General features: G+C 62.2%; 18 protein-coding genes. 13 read left to right on the forward strand and 5 right to left on the reverse strand.

Annotation, left to right across the window (positions count from 1 at the left end):
- The first annotated feature begins 6 nt into the window (after positions 1-6).
- On the forward strand, positions 7-486 hold the full coding sequence (locus tag AAC029_RS02055) for a hypothetical protein (RefSeq protein WP_339743428.1): 480 nt from the start codon (positions 7-9) through the stop codon (positions 484-486).
- A gap of 120 nt (positions 487-606) precedes the next feature.
- Here the strand turns inward: AAC029_RS02055 and AAC029_RS02060 are convergent, their stop codons facing one another.
- From AAC029_RS02060 to AAC029_RS02070, 3 genes are all read right to left on the reverse strand, one after another.
- Complete coding sequence (locus AAC029_RS02060) at positions 607-906, reverse strand: hypothetical protein (protein WP_339743430.1); 300 nt, start codon at positions 904-906, stop codon at positions 607-609.
- Between the two features lie 65 nt (positions 907-971).
- Complete coding sequence (locus AAC029_RS02065; RefSeq protein WP_339743432.1) at positions 972-1,556, reverse strand: HNH endonuclease; 585 nt, start codon at positions 1,554-1,556, stop codon at positions 972-974.
- 211 nt (positions 1,557-1,767) lie between these two features.
- Positions 1,768-2,430, reverse strand: a complete 663-nt coding sequence (locus AAC029_RS02070) for a phospholipase (protein WP_339743434.1) — start codon at positions 2,428-2,430, stop codon at positions 1,768-1,770.
- 133 nt (positions 2,431-2,563) lie between these two features.
- Here AAC029_RS02070 and AAC029_RS02075 point away from each other — a divergent pair, with 133 nt between their 5' ends.
- From AAC029_RS02075 to AAC029_RS02105, 7 genes are all read left to right on the forward strand, one after another.
- Complete coding sequence (locus tag AAC029_RS02075) at positions 2,564-3,655, forward strand: HEAT repeat domain-containing protein (RefSeq protein WP_339743436.1); 1,092 nt, start codon at positions 2,564-2,566, stop codon at positions 3,653-3,655.
- A 62-nt stretch (positions 3,656-3,717) separates the two neighbouring features.
- A complete protein-coding gene (gene gluQRS, locus AAC029_RS02080) occupies positions 3,718-4,578 on the forward strand; it encodes a tRNA glutamyl-Q(34) synthetase GluQRS (protein ID WP_339743438.1) in 861 nt (286 codons plus the stop codon).
- A gap of 82 nt (positions 4,579-4,660) precedes the next feature.
- Positions 4,661-5,587: a hypothetical protein gene (locus tag AAC029_RS02085; RefSeq protein ID WP_339743440.1), complete on the forward strand. Its 927-nt coding sequence runs from the start codon at positions 4,661-4,663 to the stop codon at positions 5,585-5,587.
- A gap of 86 nt (positions 5,588-5,673) precedes the next feature.
- Positions 5,674-6,711 carry a Rieske 2Fe-2S domain-containing protein gene (locus tag AAC029_RS02090; protein WP_339743442.1) on the forward strand — a complete coding sequence of 346 codons (1,038 nt, stop codon included), beginning with the start codon at positions 5,674-5,676 and terminating at the stop codon, positions 6,709-6,711.
- Positions 6,711-6,920: a twin transmembrane helix small protein gene (locus tag AAC029_RS02095; protein ID WP_339743444.1), complete on the forward strand. Its 210-nt coding sequence runs from the start codon at positions 6,711-6,713 to the stop codon at positions 6,918-6,920. The genes AAC029_RS02090 and AAC029_RS02095 overlap by 1 nt, the downstream gene beginning before the upstream one ends.
- A gap of 7 nt (positions 6,921-6,927) precedes the next feature.
- Entirely contained in the window at positions 6,928-7,503 is a 576-nt protein-coding gene (locus tag AAC029_RS02100; RefSeq protein WP_339743446.1) for a cob(I)yrinic acid a,c-diamide adenosyltransferase, read from the forward strand.
- 128 nt (positions 7,504-7,631) lie between these two features.
- Complete coding sequence (locus AAC029_RS02105) at positions 7,632-8,225, forward strand: YceI family protein (protein WP_339743448.1); 594 nt, start codon at positions 7,632-7,634, stop codon at positions 8,223-8,225.
- A gap of 65 nt (positions 8,226-8,290) precedes the next feature.
- Here AAC029_RS02105 and AAC029_RS02110 read toward each other — a convergent pair whose 3' ends face one another.
- Positions 8,291-9,796 (reverse strand): serine hydrolase domain-containing protein, encoded by a 1,506-nt coding sequence (locus AAC029_RS02110; RefSeq protein ID WP_339743450.1) that lies wholly within the window; start codon positions 9,794-9,796, stop codon positions 8,291-8,293.
- A 102-nt stretch (positions 9,797-9,898) separates the two neighbouring features.
- Here AAC029_RS02110 and AAC029_RS02115 point away from each other — a divergent pair, with 102 nt between their 5' ends.
- The 5 genes from AAC029_RS02115 to AAC029_RS02135 all read left to right on the forward strand — a co-directional run bounded on the left by AAC029_RS02115 (position 9,899) and on the right by AAC029_RS02135 (position 13,454).
- The gene (locus tag AAC029_RS02115; RefSeq protein WP_339743452.1) at positions 9,899-10,258 is read left to right on the forward strand and encodes a PadR family transcriptional regulator; all 360 of its coding nucleotides are present in this window, start codon (positions 9,899-9,901) and stop codon (positions 10,256-10,258) included.
- A complete protein-coding gene (locus AAC029_RS02120; RefSeq protein ID WP_339743454.1) occupies positions 10,255-10,803 on the forward strand; it encodes a hypothetical protein in 549 nt (182 codons plus the stop codon). Before AAC029_RS02115 ends, AAC029_RS02120 begins: the two co-directional genes overlap by 4 nt.
- Positions 10,804-11,037: 234 nt before the next feature.
- On the forward strand, positions 11,038-11,643 hold the full coding sequence (locus AAC029_RS02125) for a hypothetical protein (RefSeq protein WP_339743456.1): 606 nt from the start codon (positions 11,038-11,040) through the stop codon (positions 11,641-11,643).
- A gap of 130 nt (positions 11,644-11,773) precedes the next feature.
- Positions 11,774-12,523 carry an electron transfer flavoprotein subunit beta/FixA family protein gene (locus AAC029_RS02130; protein ID WP_339743458.1) on the forward strand — a complete coding sequence of 250 codons (750 nt, stop codon included), beginning with the start codon at positions 11,774-11,776 and terminating at the stop codon, positions 12,521-12,523.
- 1 nt (position 12,524) lies between these two features.
- Complete coding sequence (locus AAC029_RS02135) at positions 12,525-13,454, forward strand: FAD-binding protein (RefSeq protein WP_339743460.1); 930 nt, start codon at positions 12,525-12,527, stop codon at positions 13,452-13,454.
- 222 nt (positions 13,455-13,676) lie between these two features.
- On the opposite strand, the gene AAC029_RS02140 is transcribed toward AAC029_RS02135, so the two are convergent.
- A complete protein-coding gene (locus AAC029_RS02140) occupies positions 13,677-14,261 on the reverse strand; it encodes a TlpA disulfide reductase family protein (protein ID WP_339743462.1) in 585 nt (194 codons plus the stop codon).
- Positions 14,262-14,272: the final 11 nt, after the last annotated feature.

Raw genomic sequence — 14,272 nt, forward strand, 5'->3', positions numbered from 1 at the left:
ACACCCATGTTCACCGCCCGCCGTCCCGGCCGGGGGGCGAACGCCCTGCCACTGGAATCCATCTATTATATCGGCCAGACGATCTCGGTCGTGGCGATATTGGGCTCGCTGGTCTTTGTCGGGCTGCAGGTGCGTCATGCGCGGCTGCAAAGCGAGCAGACCAACAGGCTGGCGCGGGCCGAGGTCAGCCAAACGGCGCGCCTGAAAATGCTGGAGATTGTGAACGGCTGGTATGAAGCGCAGGAGAGCGCCGAATTCATGCACCGCACCCTCGAGACCGATGCCCTGCTTTCGAGACCCGAAAAGCAGAGGTTTGGCTCGCGTCTGGTGACGCTGTTCACCGCCATCGAAATGGTGTCGATGCTGTATCGCGAAGGTCTGTGTGACCAGGGCATGTATGACCGGACGATACTCACCGGCCAAGCCTATTGCACGCGGCCACGGGTACAAAAATGGTGCGCAATGTCGGCCACTTTTATTGCCTGATGCCGTTTCAGGGCACGCTTGACGCGATGATGACGCCCGAGGATGCGCCAGACGAGGCTGTCGCTGAGGGTGACGGGGCGGTTGAGGCATAAGCGCGCGCTTGCCCGGCTTGTTCAGGGGCTAGTCGAATATCCCCACCGCCAGCTCGACCCAGACCAGCGCGAAGACGGCAACCACCCCGGCGGCGGCAATGATCTTGCTGCGCAGGCCTAGGCGCAAGGCCGACAGAAATTCAATCCCGCCGACGAGCCCGGCCAACATGGCGCCGAACACGGCGAAATCGCCGGGTGCCCAATTGACCTGATCGGTGAGCCGCATCGCCAGCGCCGGCAACAGCCAGAGTGCCGCGGCACAGCCCCAAAGCGTCAGGCGCCACGGCGTTTGCAGGAAGGCTTTGGGAGTTGGGTCGGTGCTGTCCATGGTTGGAGTATAGGGCAGACGCTGCGGGTTATGAACGGGAGACGTTCTTGCCCGTCGAAGGCCCCCTACCGCTCCAATTCCACATCCCAATACAGATAATCCAGCCAGCTCTGATGCAGGAATTTCGGCGGAAAACGGCGGCCCTGGGCCTGGAGCTCATACATGGTCGGACGTTGCGGCGGGCGGCGCAGCGGCATATGTGCCTCTCTTGGCGTGCGGCCGCCTTTCTTGAGATTGCAGGGGCTGCAGGCGGCGACGATATTGTCCCAAGAGGTCTTGCCGCCGGCGCGGCGCGGGATGACGTGGTCGAAGGTGAGGCGTTCGGTGCCGCTGCGGGCGTCGGAGGCGTCGTGGCCGCAATAGGCGCAGCGAAAGCCGTCGCGCAGCCAGACATTATAGCGGGTGAAGGCGGGGGTGCGGTCGAGGGCGACATAGTCGCGCAGGGCAACGACCGAGGGGACGTGCATTTCGAAGGTCGGCGAATGCACCACCTCCTCGTAATTGGAAACAATGGCAACGCGCTCGAGGAAGACGTTTTTGACGGCCTCCTGCCACGGCCAGGTCGAGAGCGGCCAATAGCTGAGCGGCTGGAAGTCCGCATTCAGCACCAGACAGGGCCATCCCTGCGGCGCTTTAGCAAGCACCTGCATGGCCGCCTCCCCTTTGCATCCCGGCCCGGAAGCCGCGAAAATGAGGAGAGGATGTATCCCGGACATTCGTCCTGAAAACGCACCTCCTTGGACCGACCGTCCGCCCAGGGGGCGAATCGGATCAACTGTCCTTGATGCGAGTTTAGACCCGTTTCGGTGACGCGCCTATGACATCAAGGCCACAGCGGGTGCGTCACGGCGCAGCAGGGGGCTAGCGATAGCGCCCGGACAGCGCCGCCTTGAGGAAATGCTCGCCAATCTGCAGCCCGTCCTGGCCGATCGAATGCGGCAGGCCCTGGGAGATATGCCATTGCGCGCCATGACCGGCGGCGGCGAGGTTTTCCAGCGCATCAAACATGAAACCGAGCGGCAGGACCTGGTCCTGATCGCCATGGATCAGCATCACCGGCGGTTTGGAGCGCATCTCCTGCTTCAGCTTCGGCCCGCCCGGCAAGGCACCGGAAAACCCCAGAATTCCGGCCAATGGCCGCTCGCGGCGCAGGCCGGCCTGCAGGCAGAGCATGGTGCCTTGCGAGAAACCACACAGCACGAGATCGGCTTCGGTCAGGCGGTAGCGCGCCAATTCCTGGTCGATGAAACGATCGATGATCGGCCCGGCAATCGCGGCGCCGGCCTCGATACGGTCGGGATCGAGATTGGAGATCGGGAACCATTGAAACCCGTTTGGTGCGCCGGGCACCGCTTCCGGTGCATTCGGCGACACCCATTGCACATGCGGCAGGGCGGCGGCCCAATGCTGGCCGAGCCCGATCAGATCCTCGCCATTCGAGCCATAGCCATGCAGGAAAATCACCAGCTTGCGCGGCGGCTGTCCGTCACGCGGGGCCAGGCGGGGGCCATCAATGGGGGTCATGCGGTTCTCCTGCTTGGTGTCGGGTCGGAGATAGCCGGTTCCAGCATCCTCGCCAAGGCCACGCCGTGCTTGATACCAGCGCAATCTCGCGCTTAAGTCGTTTCAAAGCCGCATTCACCTGAAGGGTCTAAACATGTTGGGATTGATTGCCGCGGCCTACCTGCAGCTCTCGGCCGCCGATGCGCCGGCCCTGCTGCACTGGGCGGAGGAATGTGCGGGGCTAGCAGACCAGCTCACGACTCCCATGGACCCTCCCGCCGTCCGGGTGCCGAACGAACCAATACTGATCGTCCCTTTTGCGTTCAGTGGCTGCATGAACGAACTCGCTGATTTGGGGCGGGATGGGGAGGCCGCCGCCGCGTCAATTCGGCCCCTGCTTGAACACCCGGACCTGCGGGCACGCAGCGCAACGCTTCGGGTGCTGGGGTATTTTGGCGATACGGCAAGTCTGCCCGAGGTGCGCGAGCATCTCGACGCGACCGATTGGTTCGAGACACTGGCAGCGATTGATGCCATCGCCCTGTTGGGCGGCACGGAAGATGTCGACCGCCTGGAGGCGCTCGCGGCTGGCCACTGGCTGGCCGAAGTGCGCACCCGCGCGTGGGCAGCGGCCAACCGGCTGCGATACAGCTCGAGCGCCAATCGCGAGCCAGGCTCGGACCCGATCGACGATAAATCCGACGATGAACGTCTGGAGCGAAGTCTTCCGGCGCCGGGATTATACCCGCTTCAGACGGCGGAGCGAGAGATCTGCCCCTCAGAGGCATTCCGATTTCGCAACAGGGTTCTGTCGCGCCAAGAAGCGATACCCGGCCCGGCTTACGAGGCACCCTCGTCGCTTGCCGTTTTGGACGGTGAGTTTCGATATTCGAATAACGGCGAGTGGGGTGGTGAATTGGATTGGCGCGAGGGCAGCACCGACCAACGCCTCATCACTGACAATATCGTCGCCTTGATTCCGCTTGACGACCAGACGTTCATCGCCGTGACGGGGCTCGTACACCTCGGCTTCAACGGAGGGGCCCTATACCGGGTGAGCCCAAGTGAGACGGGTTGGGATGTAACAGAGATTTCAAGCCTTCCAAGCGTGCCATACTGGGCCGCACCGATGGGCGATGGGCTGATCGGTGTTCGCACGGATACCGGCCTTATCGTCGCCAGTCAGGATGCGATCATCGGCATGGGCCAGTGCGAACCGGGGCCACTGGCCGCGCCATGGCGCTAGAAGGTTTTGACTTTGCGGCGGATCGGCGCTTGCCTCGCCCTCCAGCTGTCTGAAACCGGGCCATGAATTTCGTCACACGCTTTGCCCCGACGCCCTCGGGTTATCTCCATCTCGGCCATGCCTTCTCGGCCTGGACCGCCTGGCGTGCGGCCTGTGATCATGACGGGCGGTTTCTGCTGCGACTGGAGGATATCGACACGATCCGCTCGAAGCGGGAATTCGAGCCGGTGATGTTTGACGATCTGATCTGGCTCGGGCTCGACTGGGAAGAGCCAGTGCGGCGCCAGAGCGATCATTTTGATGAATATGCCGTCGTGCTGGAACGGCTCAAGGCGCGCGGCCTGCTCTATCGCTGTTTCAAGACCCGCAGCGAAATCCTCGACGAGATCGCGCGCGCACCGCACGGCGTTGGCGAGGTCTATCGCGGGCCGGGCGCGGCGATGAGTGCCGATGAGGAAGCGGCGCGGATCGCGGCCGACGAGCCCTATGCCTGGCGGCTATCGCTAGATCGTTGCCGCGATCATCTCGGGGCGAGGTTTGGCGCGATGCGATTTGTCGAGGAGGGCGCCAGCACGGTCAAAGGCCAGGGCGCGCGCGAAGTGGTGGCCGACCCGACCCCGCTCGGCGATGTCGTGCTCGGGCGCAAGGATGTCGGGACCAGCTATCACATCGCGGTGGTGCATGATGATGCGCTGCAGGGCGTCAGCCATGTGATCCGCGGCGAGGATCTGTTCGAGCTGACACCGCTGCACGTTTTGCTGCAAACCCTGCTCGGCCTGCCGACCCCGATCTATCGTCATCACCGCCTGTTGCTGGACGAGACCGGCAAGCGTTTCGCCAAGCGTGACCAGGCGGCGACACTGCAGGCGATGCGCGAAAGCGGTGAGACATCAGAGGGGCTGCGTTCGATCTTTTTGCGTTGAGCTTACCAATTTGTCATGCATCCAGACGCGCCACCCCGCGCATCCAAGGTTTTGAAGCCAGATAAATTCGGGACCCGATGCGATGAAAAAGACAGTCCGCCAACGCCTGCTCGCCGCCGCCGCGCTCAGCCTTGCCCTGGCCGGAGCGCCGGCTTTGGCAGACCCGCTGGCCGCGATTGATCCGGCTCTCGCCATGGGAGCCGGGGATGCGGCGCTCGAAACACTGCTGCAGCAACGCTGCGGGGGTCTGGAGCGGATCGATGTCGCCACCCCGCGCTTTCCGCTCGCGGCTGAAAGCGAAACGCATTTTGTCTGCGACGGGCTCGACATGGCCTCCGGCGCCCATCTCGACCGGGCCGTATTTATCCTCGGGGATGGCGTACTGGTTCAGGTCAATGCCACAGGCGGTGCCGAGGCGCTGACCCAACCGGGCGAGGCGCAAAACTTTCGCGACTTCACCGCCTGGCCGGACGCGGGTGTGCTGATTGAGGCGGGCAGCGACACGGTCTGGGTTCTCAATCCCGACGGGCTGCACAGCAATCTGTTCATCTGGCGTCATCCCGCCCTCGACGGAGCCGCCCTGCCCGAGGCGCAAGCCCTGAGCTTTACGATGCCGGCCGAAATCCGTCTGGGCGAAACACTGGAGGTTTTGGCGCCGGAAATCGAGGCCGCCTGCGGCTTTACCCGCACTTTCGAAGACGAGCCCGGCCTGCCAACCGGCAATACGACCCAGACCCAGATCGATTGCTTCAGCTATGAGGTCGCCGGCTTCGACCGCAAAATCGAATTCGTCTTTGCCGATGGCCGCCTGGCCCTGGCCTGGATCCTCACGGGTGTCGGCGATGCAGCGCGGCTGCGCGAAGTGCTCACCGCGCAGTATGGCGAACCGGCGGCCGCGATCCCGCCCGGACTGGAATTCTTCCCCGGCGACCGGATTGCGCTACGCACCGACAAGCCGGAAATCCTGGTCGCATCGGACGCCGTCGTCTCGGCCTTTCTCGGCCGCTAGCGCGTCACCCGCTATCATGCCGCAGCCGGGATCAGGCGCTCGAACTAGGCAAGCGCCTTCTGAGCCGCTATCACGCGAAGATGTTTTTGCGCGATCTTTGGTATTTCGGGGCGCTTTCGAGCGAGCTCAAACCGGGCCAGCATCTCCACCGCGAGCTGCTGGGTCAGGCGATATTGTTCGGCCGCGACCATGAGGGCCGCGCTTTTGCGATGCTCGATGTCTGCCCGCATCGCGGCATCTTGCTGTCGGGCGGCAAGATGCAATGCCATGAAGGCGAGAGCCAAGTGGAATGCCCCTATCATGGCTGGCGTTTCCGCACCGATGGCTCCTGCGCCGCGATCCCGTCGCTGACGGCAGAGCAGACGGCGGCGATGGACCTGTCCAAGATCCGCACCCGCACCTTTCCGCTCCATGAGGATCAGGGCCTGGTCTGGATTTACCACGCCTCCGACCCTGCTGCAGAGCCGACCATCGCGCCGCCGAAGCTGGACCTGCCCGAAGGCGAAAAGCCACGCATGGTGATCCATGATGTCTTCAACTGCCATGTCGACCATGCCGTGATCGGGCTGATGGATCCGGCGCATATCCCCTTCATTCACCGGCAATGGTGGTGGCGTTCGGGCAAGTCGGTCCACGACAAGGCGAAGAAATTCGGACCGGTCGGGCGTGGCTTTTCAATGCTGCCGCATGTGCCGTCGAAGAATTCCTATCTCTATGCCCTGCTTGGCGAACCACAGACCGAGATCCGGTTTGAAATCCCCGGCCTGCGCACCGAATACGTCAAGGCTGGCGGCAAGCATTTCACCGGCTTCACCGCCGTCACGCCGACGAATGAGAATTCGACCGCGATCACCATCGTGGTCTATTGGGACCATCCCTTGCTGCACATCACGCCCAACTTCCTGATCCGCAAGGGGATTGAGGTCTTCGTCGGGCAGGACCGCGAGGCGGTGAATGCGCAACAGGTTGGTCTGGCCTATAATCCCGACCTGATGTTGATCCACGATAGCGATGTGCAGGCGAAATGGTATTTTGCCCTCAAACGCGCCTGGGCGAAGCATCGCGAAACCGGCGAGCCCTTCGTCAATCCTGTCAAACCCGCCACTTTACGCTGGAGAAGCTGATGGCCGTCGATCTGCTAACCGGACTGCTCTACATCGCCATGCTGGCCGTGGTGGTGGTGCTCGGCTTCGGTATTTTCAACCTCTACCGCTCCGGCGATGAGGCGCGCTCGCGCTCCAACAAGCTGATGCGTTTGCGCATCGTGTTGCAGTTCACGGCGATTTTGCTGATTGTCTTGATCTTTTTCGTCAAAGAACACTGGCCCGGCTGACACAGCCATGGTCAAGCTCAACAAAATCTATACGCGCACCGGCGATGGCGGCACCACCCGCCTCGGCGACATGTCGTTGACCGTCAAACACGACCCGCGCGTTGAAGCCTACGGCGATGTCGATGAGGCCAATAGCGCCCTTGGGCTGGCGCGCGCTGCGCTGGGTGGCGGCCATGAGCTCGACCCGATGTTGAAGCGGATCCAGAATGACATGTTCGATCTGGGCGGCGATCTGTGTGTGCCCGAAAGCGATGAACCGCTCGGCTTCGAACCGCTGCGTATTACTGAGGGCCAGGTGACCCGGCTCGAGCATGAGATCGATGCGCTCAATGCGCGGCTGTCGCGGCTCAATTCCTTCATCCTGCCGGGCGGTAGCGAGGCGGCGGCGCGGCTGCATCTGGCCCGCACGGTCTGCCGCCGCGCCGAGCGCAAGCTCTCGGCCCTGATCGCCAGCGGCGCCCGGATCAATCCGGCAGCCCTGAAATATCTCAATCGCCTGTCGGACCTGATTTTCGTGATGGCGCGCATCGCCAATGATGAAGGCCGCAGCGATGTCCTCTGGGTGCCCGGCGGCGAACGCTGAGGCCGCATTCTTTCCCACATGGAAACATCAACTTCGCGCGAGCGGGCTCGTTTTCCCGATGAGACACGCTATGTGTTGCGAGCAGTTTCAAACTGACACTGCTTTCCAGTCACATCGGAGTTGACCCCATGTTCCGCCTTTTCCTGGCTGCCGCTCCGGCTGCCCTTCTGATGATGTCCAGCGCGCAGGCCGAACCGGTCGACTATGCCATGGACCTCACCCATTCCGTCGTCCGCGCCACCTGGGACCATCAGGGCTATTCCCAGCAGTCGGTCGAATTTACCGATTTCAACGGCACGCTTGCTCTCGACTTGGAAACCCCGGCCAATTCCTCCGTCGACATCACCTTCAATTTGATTGATGGCATGTTTGCCGGCGGCCATCACGAGCGCTTCATCGCGCATCTCAATTCAGACGATTACTTTGGCACCGCTGCCGCGCCAATCGCACATTTTGTTGGCACCGGCTTTGAGACGGAAGACGGCATCACCGGCGTGATGACCGGCGATTTGACGATGAATGGCCAAACCCATCCGGTGATGCTCGACGTCGAGCTCAACAAGAGCGGTGAAACCCGCGATGGCGCGTCGAAGCTCGGCTTCACGGCGACCGGTTCGCTTGACCGTTCCGAATGGGATATGGGCTTTTTGGCCCCCTTCATCTCTGATCGGATCGAGATCTTCGTGTCGACCGAGGTGTCGGCGAGCCCGACCGCTGAATAGACATCCCGACCCGAAGCCGCAGGCAGGCCCGGCATGCCTGCGGCTTCGGTTCGATACCCGTCCGGCTAAGCCAATGGGGCCGGCTTGACGGCACGCTTTAACGGGCTCGATAACAGGCTCAACGCCAGAAGACTCAGCACCCCGACAACCGCCGGGAAGAGTTGCTCGAATTCATCGACCGGCATCTCATCAATCAGGATGATCTCGGTGCGCCACATCAGCGAATTTGTGTAGAAGAACCAGGCAGCGACGCCGGCCCCGATCACGAACACCGCGCACAGCAATAGCCGCACCGTCAGCACAATCGGGCCACGCGCCCTGGGTGGGCAGGCGAAGCGACGCCGCCCTGCCGCAAGACCCGCAAACAGCCAATAGGCGACCAGGATCGCCAACAGGCCGGTTCCCGCCGCCGCCAGACTGATCTGGTGCGTCAGCTCATAGGCCTCATCACAGACCTGCTCGACCGGCATCTCGCGTGCGGCGGAGAGCCAGGTGCAGCTGAGATCGAAATCTAGCTGGGCACCCGATGTTGCATTGGTCATGAAGTAGAAGCCGTCACCGGTTTCCGGACGGATATAGATCTGGGCATTCCAGCTGGAATTATTGCCACCATGCCCGATCAACATCCCGCGCGGTGTCTCCAGACGCGTATAGCTCATGCCGATATTGGGTGTGCCTTCGGAGGGCGCGAAGGCCTGATCGAGCCATGAGGCCGGCAACACACCGCCGCCATCGAGATGGGCGCGCAGAAAAAGCTCCATATCATCACCAGACATATAGACACCGGCCGCCGCCAGCGCGACATCGCGCAAATCGGTGATCTCGCTGCGATAATAATTGAACGCCGCCGAACGGGTCGGAAGGTCGGCCTCGATGAAGCCGCTATGCTCCATCCCCAGCGGGGCGAAGACCTGCTGGCGTACATAGGCGTCAAAGCTCTGCCCGCTGACATCCTCGATCATCATTTGCAGCAGAACATAGCCGCCGCCGGAATAGCTCGGATCGGTGCCCGGTTCGCGCACGAGCTCGAGCGGCTCATAGGTCTGGGACAGCTCGATAATATCGGCCGGCTGATCCTCCTCAGGGCTATAGCCGCCATAGCCATGGACATTGATGCCCGCGACATGCTGCAGCAGCCGGCGCACGGTGACGCCGCTGACGTCGAATTCGCTCTCGGGCAGGGTGAAGCGGGTCAGATAGGGCTGGATCGGCGCGTCCAGATGGATGCGGCCATCGCGGGCCAGGGTCAGCACGGCCCAGACCGTGACCGGTTTGGATATCGAGCCGAGATTGAAGGCGGTTTGGCCAGTGACGGGCGCGCCGTCTTCGCGTGCCTCGCCGCGACGTGCTGACCAGATCACCTCGCCATCGCGCAAGGCACCGGCGGCGACACCGGCGATCGAATAGTGCTGCATCGCCCGGTCGAGCACGCCATCGAGCTGCGCCGCCATTTCGGCCGGCGGGGCATCGGCGTCAATTCCGGTGAAAGGGCGCCAGTCGGCGGCAATGAAAGACATCCAGCCCAGCGCCGCCAATGCGGCCACAAGTCGGACAAGGTTGAGCGTGCGCATGGTGTAATTCCTTGGCTATAGCGACTACTATGCATTGCTATATATCTTGCCATAACCGAATACAAGGGATAACCATAACGGCAATGGAAGAATGAGGCGCTGATGGCCGAAATAACTGACAAGGCAGGCGTGCTCGAACGCTGGGTCTCCCAGGCCCGCAAGGGATATTTCGAGATGCTGCTGCTGGCGCGCCTGCAGGCCGGCCGCGCCTATGGCTACCAGATCGTCGCCAGCCTGAAACAGGTCCCCGGCTTCGAAAACCTCGCCGAGGGCACGGTCTATCCGGTGCTGACGCGGATGAAGAATGACGGGCTGGTCACCGCCGAATGGGTGGCCGAGGACAGCGGCGCGCCGCGCAAATATTACACAACCACCTATTTCGGCGCCGACGTGCTCGCCGAAATGAAGGAGATCTGGGCGGCGATGAGTGCCGCGCTGGACGCCCAGGAGACGTCGTCATGACCGATACGCTGACCCTCACAACGCCCGAGGCGCACCGTCTGTGGCAGGATTTTCAACGCCGCCTCGATTGGGCCAATCGCACCCTCAACACCGCCGAGCGCGCCGAAATCCGCGCCGAAGCCGCGACCCATATCCGCGATGCGATGCAGGAGTTGACCGAAGGCGACGAGCTCACCCGCCTGCAGGCCGCCATCGCCGGTTATGGCGATCTGCCCGCCGCACCACCGACCTGGCGCCGGCCGGCGGCCATTCTCCTCCACTACGGATCAATTCTCGCGCTGGGTGTCGCCGGAATCTTCGTGCTGATCTTTCTCCACATGGCGGTGATGGAAGTGTTCAATGCGCAAGGTGTCGGCCTGTGGCACTTTGCGAGCGGCGACTGGGCCCTCTCTTACAAAGCGCAGGACGGCGCCGAGGAAGTGCTCGGCGGCTGGTTCATCCCGGCCATCCTGACGACATGCGCCCTCGTCTCGGCCGGGCTCTACGCCCTGTGGCGTTTCGCGGTTGCGCCCGGAGGCGCGGTCTCACGCTGGATGAAGGATTGAGGTTTGCCGCGATTTAAAGGCGAAGTCAGCCACGGCCCCACATTGACCCAGTCCGCAGGCAGACGCAGGTTCGGCCCGGCCCTTCCCAGTTGCGCCATTCCGACCCGACAGCCGGACCCGCATTACCGGAAGCGTCGTCGTTTGACCTTATTCTCGCCCGCTTGCCGCAGTTAAACTTCCGGGCGACGGCGGGAGGGCAAGCATGTTGCGTTTTCAGTCTTACGGTTCAGAGCAATGACGCTAAGCCGGCTATTGAAATGGACCATCATTGCGTTGGGGGTTCCGCTGGGGCTCTTCTCCCTGTTCTGTATATGGGCCTTTATCTGGTTTCCCTTCATCGGACTGGGTGCCGGAGTTGGCGTGGAGAACCGGCTCCAGTTCTACCTGCTCCGGCGCGATTTGATCGAACGTCCGCCCGAACTCGAATTTCTGGCGGACTCGGCAGAGCCAAGCGTCGAGCATCGTCTGGACCCGGACCTGTATGATGTCATTTGTTTCATCGGAATCGACGGTTCCGTCGACTCGGCCCTGCGCGATCTGAAGCGGAATTTTCCTGACCGCACCGACCAATGGCTGTCGCTCTCGCCAGTCGGAGCGCGCTATAATTGGGATGAAAGTCCGCGTCTCGACTGGAATGCGATTATCCTGCTGGGGCCGGACCACTCCGATGCTTTCTACTATCGCGGCATCGACGAATTGCTGGTCCCCAGGGCGCTATCCTGGGGGCGTGCCTGTTACCGGGTCGAGGAGGTGGTGTTCCGCTCGGTGCCGGATCAGGAATTCTGGATTGATTATATGGGCCCGCTCGCGACACATTGGGTTGTGAATCGGCCTGACTAGCCCCACTGACATTTGACGCGCACGTCAGCGGGGCCGTCACATTGACTTAGAGCGCAGGCATAGGCAGGTTCGCGACCTGTCATTTCAAGCTGCGCTCTCCCCCGCGCGCAGCCAAATTCGGAGCTCCGGCATGAAGATTCTCGTCCCCATCAAACGGGTCGTTGATTACAACGTGAAGGTCCGCGTGAAGCCTGATCATTCAGGTGTCGACCTCGCCAACGTCAAAATGTCCATGAACCCGTTCTGCGAGATTGCGGTCGAAGAAGCGATCCGTCTCAAGGAAAAGGGTATCGCGACGGAAATCATCGTCGTCTCGGTCGGACCGACCCAGGCGCAGGAAACGATCCGCACCGCGCTCGCCATGGGCGCCGATCGCGGCATCCTGGTGCAGACCGATGATCTGGTCGAACCGCTCGGCGTCGCCAAGGCGCTGAAAGCGATTGTCGATGAGGAAAAGCCGGAGCTTGTCATTCTCGGCAAGCAGGCGATTGATGATGACAGCAATCAGACCGGCCAGATGCTCGCCGCACTGCTCGGCTGGCCGCAAGGCACATTCGCTTCCGAAGTCGTGATCGCCGATGGCGCCGCCAGTGTGACGCGCGAAATCGATGGTGGTCTGCAGACGGTGAAGCTGCAAATGCCAGCCATCGTTACCACCGATCTGCGCCTCAACGAGCCGCGCTATGCGTCCTTGCCAAACATCATGAAGGCGAAACGCAAGCCGATCGACGTCAAGACCGCCGCCGATTACGGCGTCGATTTCACGCCGCGCCTGGCTGTGGTCAAGGTGACAGAGCCGAAAAAACGCTCGGCCGGCATCAAGGTCGAATCTGTCGCCGAACTGGTCGACAAGCTGAAAAACGAAGCGGGAGTGATCTGATATGGCTGTTCTCGTTTTTGCCGAGCATGACAATAAAGAACTCAATGACGCCACCCGTGCCGTCGTCACCGCCGCCACGGCGCTGGGCGGGGATATTCATGTCCTCGTGGCCGGTTCCGGCGCGCAAGCCGTGGCCGATGCGGCCGCCAAGCTCGACGGCGTCGCCAAGGTGATCCATGCCGAAGCGGATGTCTTCGCCAAGCCAACCGCGGAAGCGCTCGACGCCCTGATCACCCCGATGATGAGCGACTATGACGCCATCCTCGCGGCCGCGACCACGACGGGCAAGAATTTCATGCCCCGTATCGCCGCTCATCTCGACGTGATGCAGATTTCCGAAATCATCGAAGTCGTCAGCCCGGACACCTTCGTGCGCCCGGTCTATGCCGGCAATGCGCTGATGACGGTCAAATCGAGCGACGCCAAGAAAGTCATCACCATCCGCCCGACCAATTTCGCCAAGGTGGCCGATGGCGGTTCGGCGACCCAGGACAATATGGCGGCCTCCTCCGGCCCGTTCAAATCGGAATATGTCTCGGAAGAAATGTCCAAATCGGACCGTCCGGAACTGACCGCGGCCAAGATCGTCATCTCCGGCGGACGCGGCATGCAGTCGGGTGAGAATTTCCACCTGCTGGATTCGATCGCCGACAAGCTCGGCGCCGCCGTTGGTGCCTCGCGCGCTGCGGTCGATGCCGGCTTCGTGCCGAATGATTACCAGGTTGGCCAGACCGGCAAGATCGTCGCGCCTGACCTCTATATCGCGGTCGGCATTTCCGGTGCGATCCAGCATCTCGCCGGCATGAAAGACTCCAAGGTCATTGTTGCGATCAACAAGGACGAGGAAGCCCCGATCTTCCAGGTCGCCGATTACGGCCTCGTTGCGGATCTGTTCGTGGCCCTGCCCGAGCTGGACGCAGCCCTGGGCTGATACGGTTGCAGCAGACTTGAGTGCAAAACGCCCGGCCAGATTGGCCGGGCGTTTTCGTGGGTGGTGCGGGCGCTGCAAAAGCGTCGCACAACTGTCATCAATCTGTTGTGGCCGGTCCATAGTCAGAGCGGCGAAACTTGTCCTTCCCGGATTTGTCTCACGGTCCGGTATCCCTCCGAGCCGAACATTCCACTCGGGCCGTCCTTCGGGGCGGCCTTTTTTTTAGCCGCGATTGATCGCGGCCCGGATCAAAGCGTGTGCCTCATCGCTGTCCCAGTCGGCGGGGGCGGGCAGGCGGCCGATCTCGCGGCCATAACCATCATACAGGATCGACATCGGCAGGCCGAGCGCGCCGACGAGATTGAGGCTGGAGAAGCTGGCATCGCGCAGCACCGGCAGGGAATCGATCTGTTCGCGTTCGAAGAACTCGGCGATGGGCTCGAACGTGCGATCGAAGCTGATGGTGACGACGTCGAAATTCTCGCCACCGAATTCCTGCTGCAGCCGGTTGAGCGCTGGCATTTCCTCAACGCAGGGCCCGCACCAGGTCGCCCACAGATTCACGAGGATCACCTTGCCCCGATAATCCGACAGGTGATGCTCGCCGCCCTCGGCGTCGGTGAAGGCCAGGGCCGGTTGCGCCGGCGCATCGCTCAGCGTGACGAAACTGTGCATCTCGCCGCGCCCATAGCTGTCGAGTGCTCCGGTTTCGCTCTTGCCCATCGCGGAGGTCACCCAGTATAGAAACCCGACCAGTCCGATGACGAGCATGGCCGTGATACCGGCTTTGACGGGCGAGATTTGCATTTCATTCTCCT

It is taken from the genome of uncultured Maricaulis sp. (assembly GCF_963975345.1).
Lineage (GTDB): Bacteria > Pseudomonadota > Alphaproteobacteria > Caulobacterales > Maricaulaceae > Maricaulis.

Coding starts and splice junctions, on each gene's coding strand:
- AAC029_RS02055 (WP_339743428.1), top strand. CDS start 7: ATGTTCACCGCCCGCCGTCCCGGCCGGGGGGCGAACGCCCTGCCACTG.
- AAC029_RS02060 (WP_339743430.1), bottom strand. CDS start 906: ATGGACAGCACCGACCCAACTCCCAAAGCCTTCCTGCAAACGCCGTGG.
- AAC029_RS02065 (WP_339743432.1), bottom strand. CDS start 1,556: ATGCAGGTGCTTGCTAAAGCGCCGCAGGGATGGCCCTGTCTGGTGCTG.
- AAC029_RS02070 (WP_339743434.1), bottom strand. CDS start 2,430: ATGACCCCCATTGATGGCCCCCGCCTGGCCCCGCGTGACGGACAGCCG.
- AAC029_RS02075 (WP_339743436.1), top strand. CDS start 2,564: ATGTTGGGATTGATTGCCGCGGCCTACCTGCAGCTCTCGGCCGCCGAT.
- gluQRS (WP_339743438.1), top strand. CDS start 3,718: ATGAATTTCGTCACACGCTTTGCCCCGACGCCCTCGGGTTATCTCCAT.
- AAC029_RS02085 (WP_339743440.1), top strand. CDS start 4,661: ATGAAAAAGACAGTCCGCCAACGCCTGCTCGCCGCCGCCGCGCTCAGC.
- AAC029_RS02095 (WP_339743444.1), top strand. CDS start 6,711: ATGGCCGTCGATCTGCTAACCGGACTGCTCTACATCGCCATGCTGGCC.
- AAC029_RS02100 (WP_339743446.1), top strand. CDS start 6,928: ATGGTCAAGCTCAACAAAATCTATACGCGCACCGGCGATGGCGGCACC.
- AAC029_RS02105 (WP_339743448.1), top strand. CDS start 7,632: ATGTTCCGCCTTTTCCTGGCTGCCGCTCCGGCTGCCCTTCTGATGATG.
- AAC029_RS02110 (WP_339743450.1), bottom strand. CDS start 9,796: ATGCGCACGCTCAACCTTGTCCGACTTGTGGCCGCATTGGCGGCGCTG.
- AAC029_RS02115 (WP_339743452.1), top strand. CDS start 9,899: ATGGCCGAAATAACTGACAAGGCAGGCGTGCTCGAACGCTGGGTCTCC.
- AAC029_RS02120 (WP_339743454.1), top strand. CDS start 10,255: ATGACCGATACGCTGACCCTCACAACGCCCGAGGCGCACCGTCTGTGG.
- AAC029_RS02125 (WP_339743456.1), top strand. CDS start 11,038: ATGACGCTAAGCCGGCTATTGAAATGGACCATCATTGCGTTGGGGGTT.
- AAC029_RS02130 (WP_339743458.1), top strand. CDS start 11,774: ATGAAGATTCTCGTCCCCATCAAACGGGTCGTTGATTACAACGTGAAG.
- AAC029_RS02135 (WP_339743460.1), top strand. CDS start 12,525: ATGGCTGTTCTCGTTTTTGCCGAGCATGACAATAAAGAACTCAATGAC.
- AAC029_RS02140 (WP_339743462.1), bottom strand. CDS start 14,261: ATGCAAATCTCGCCCGTCAAAGCCGGTATCACGGCCATGCTCGTCATC.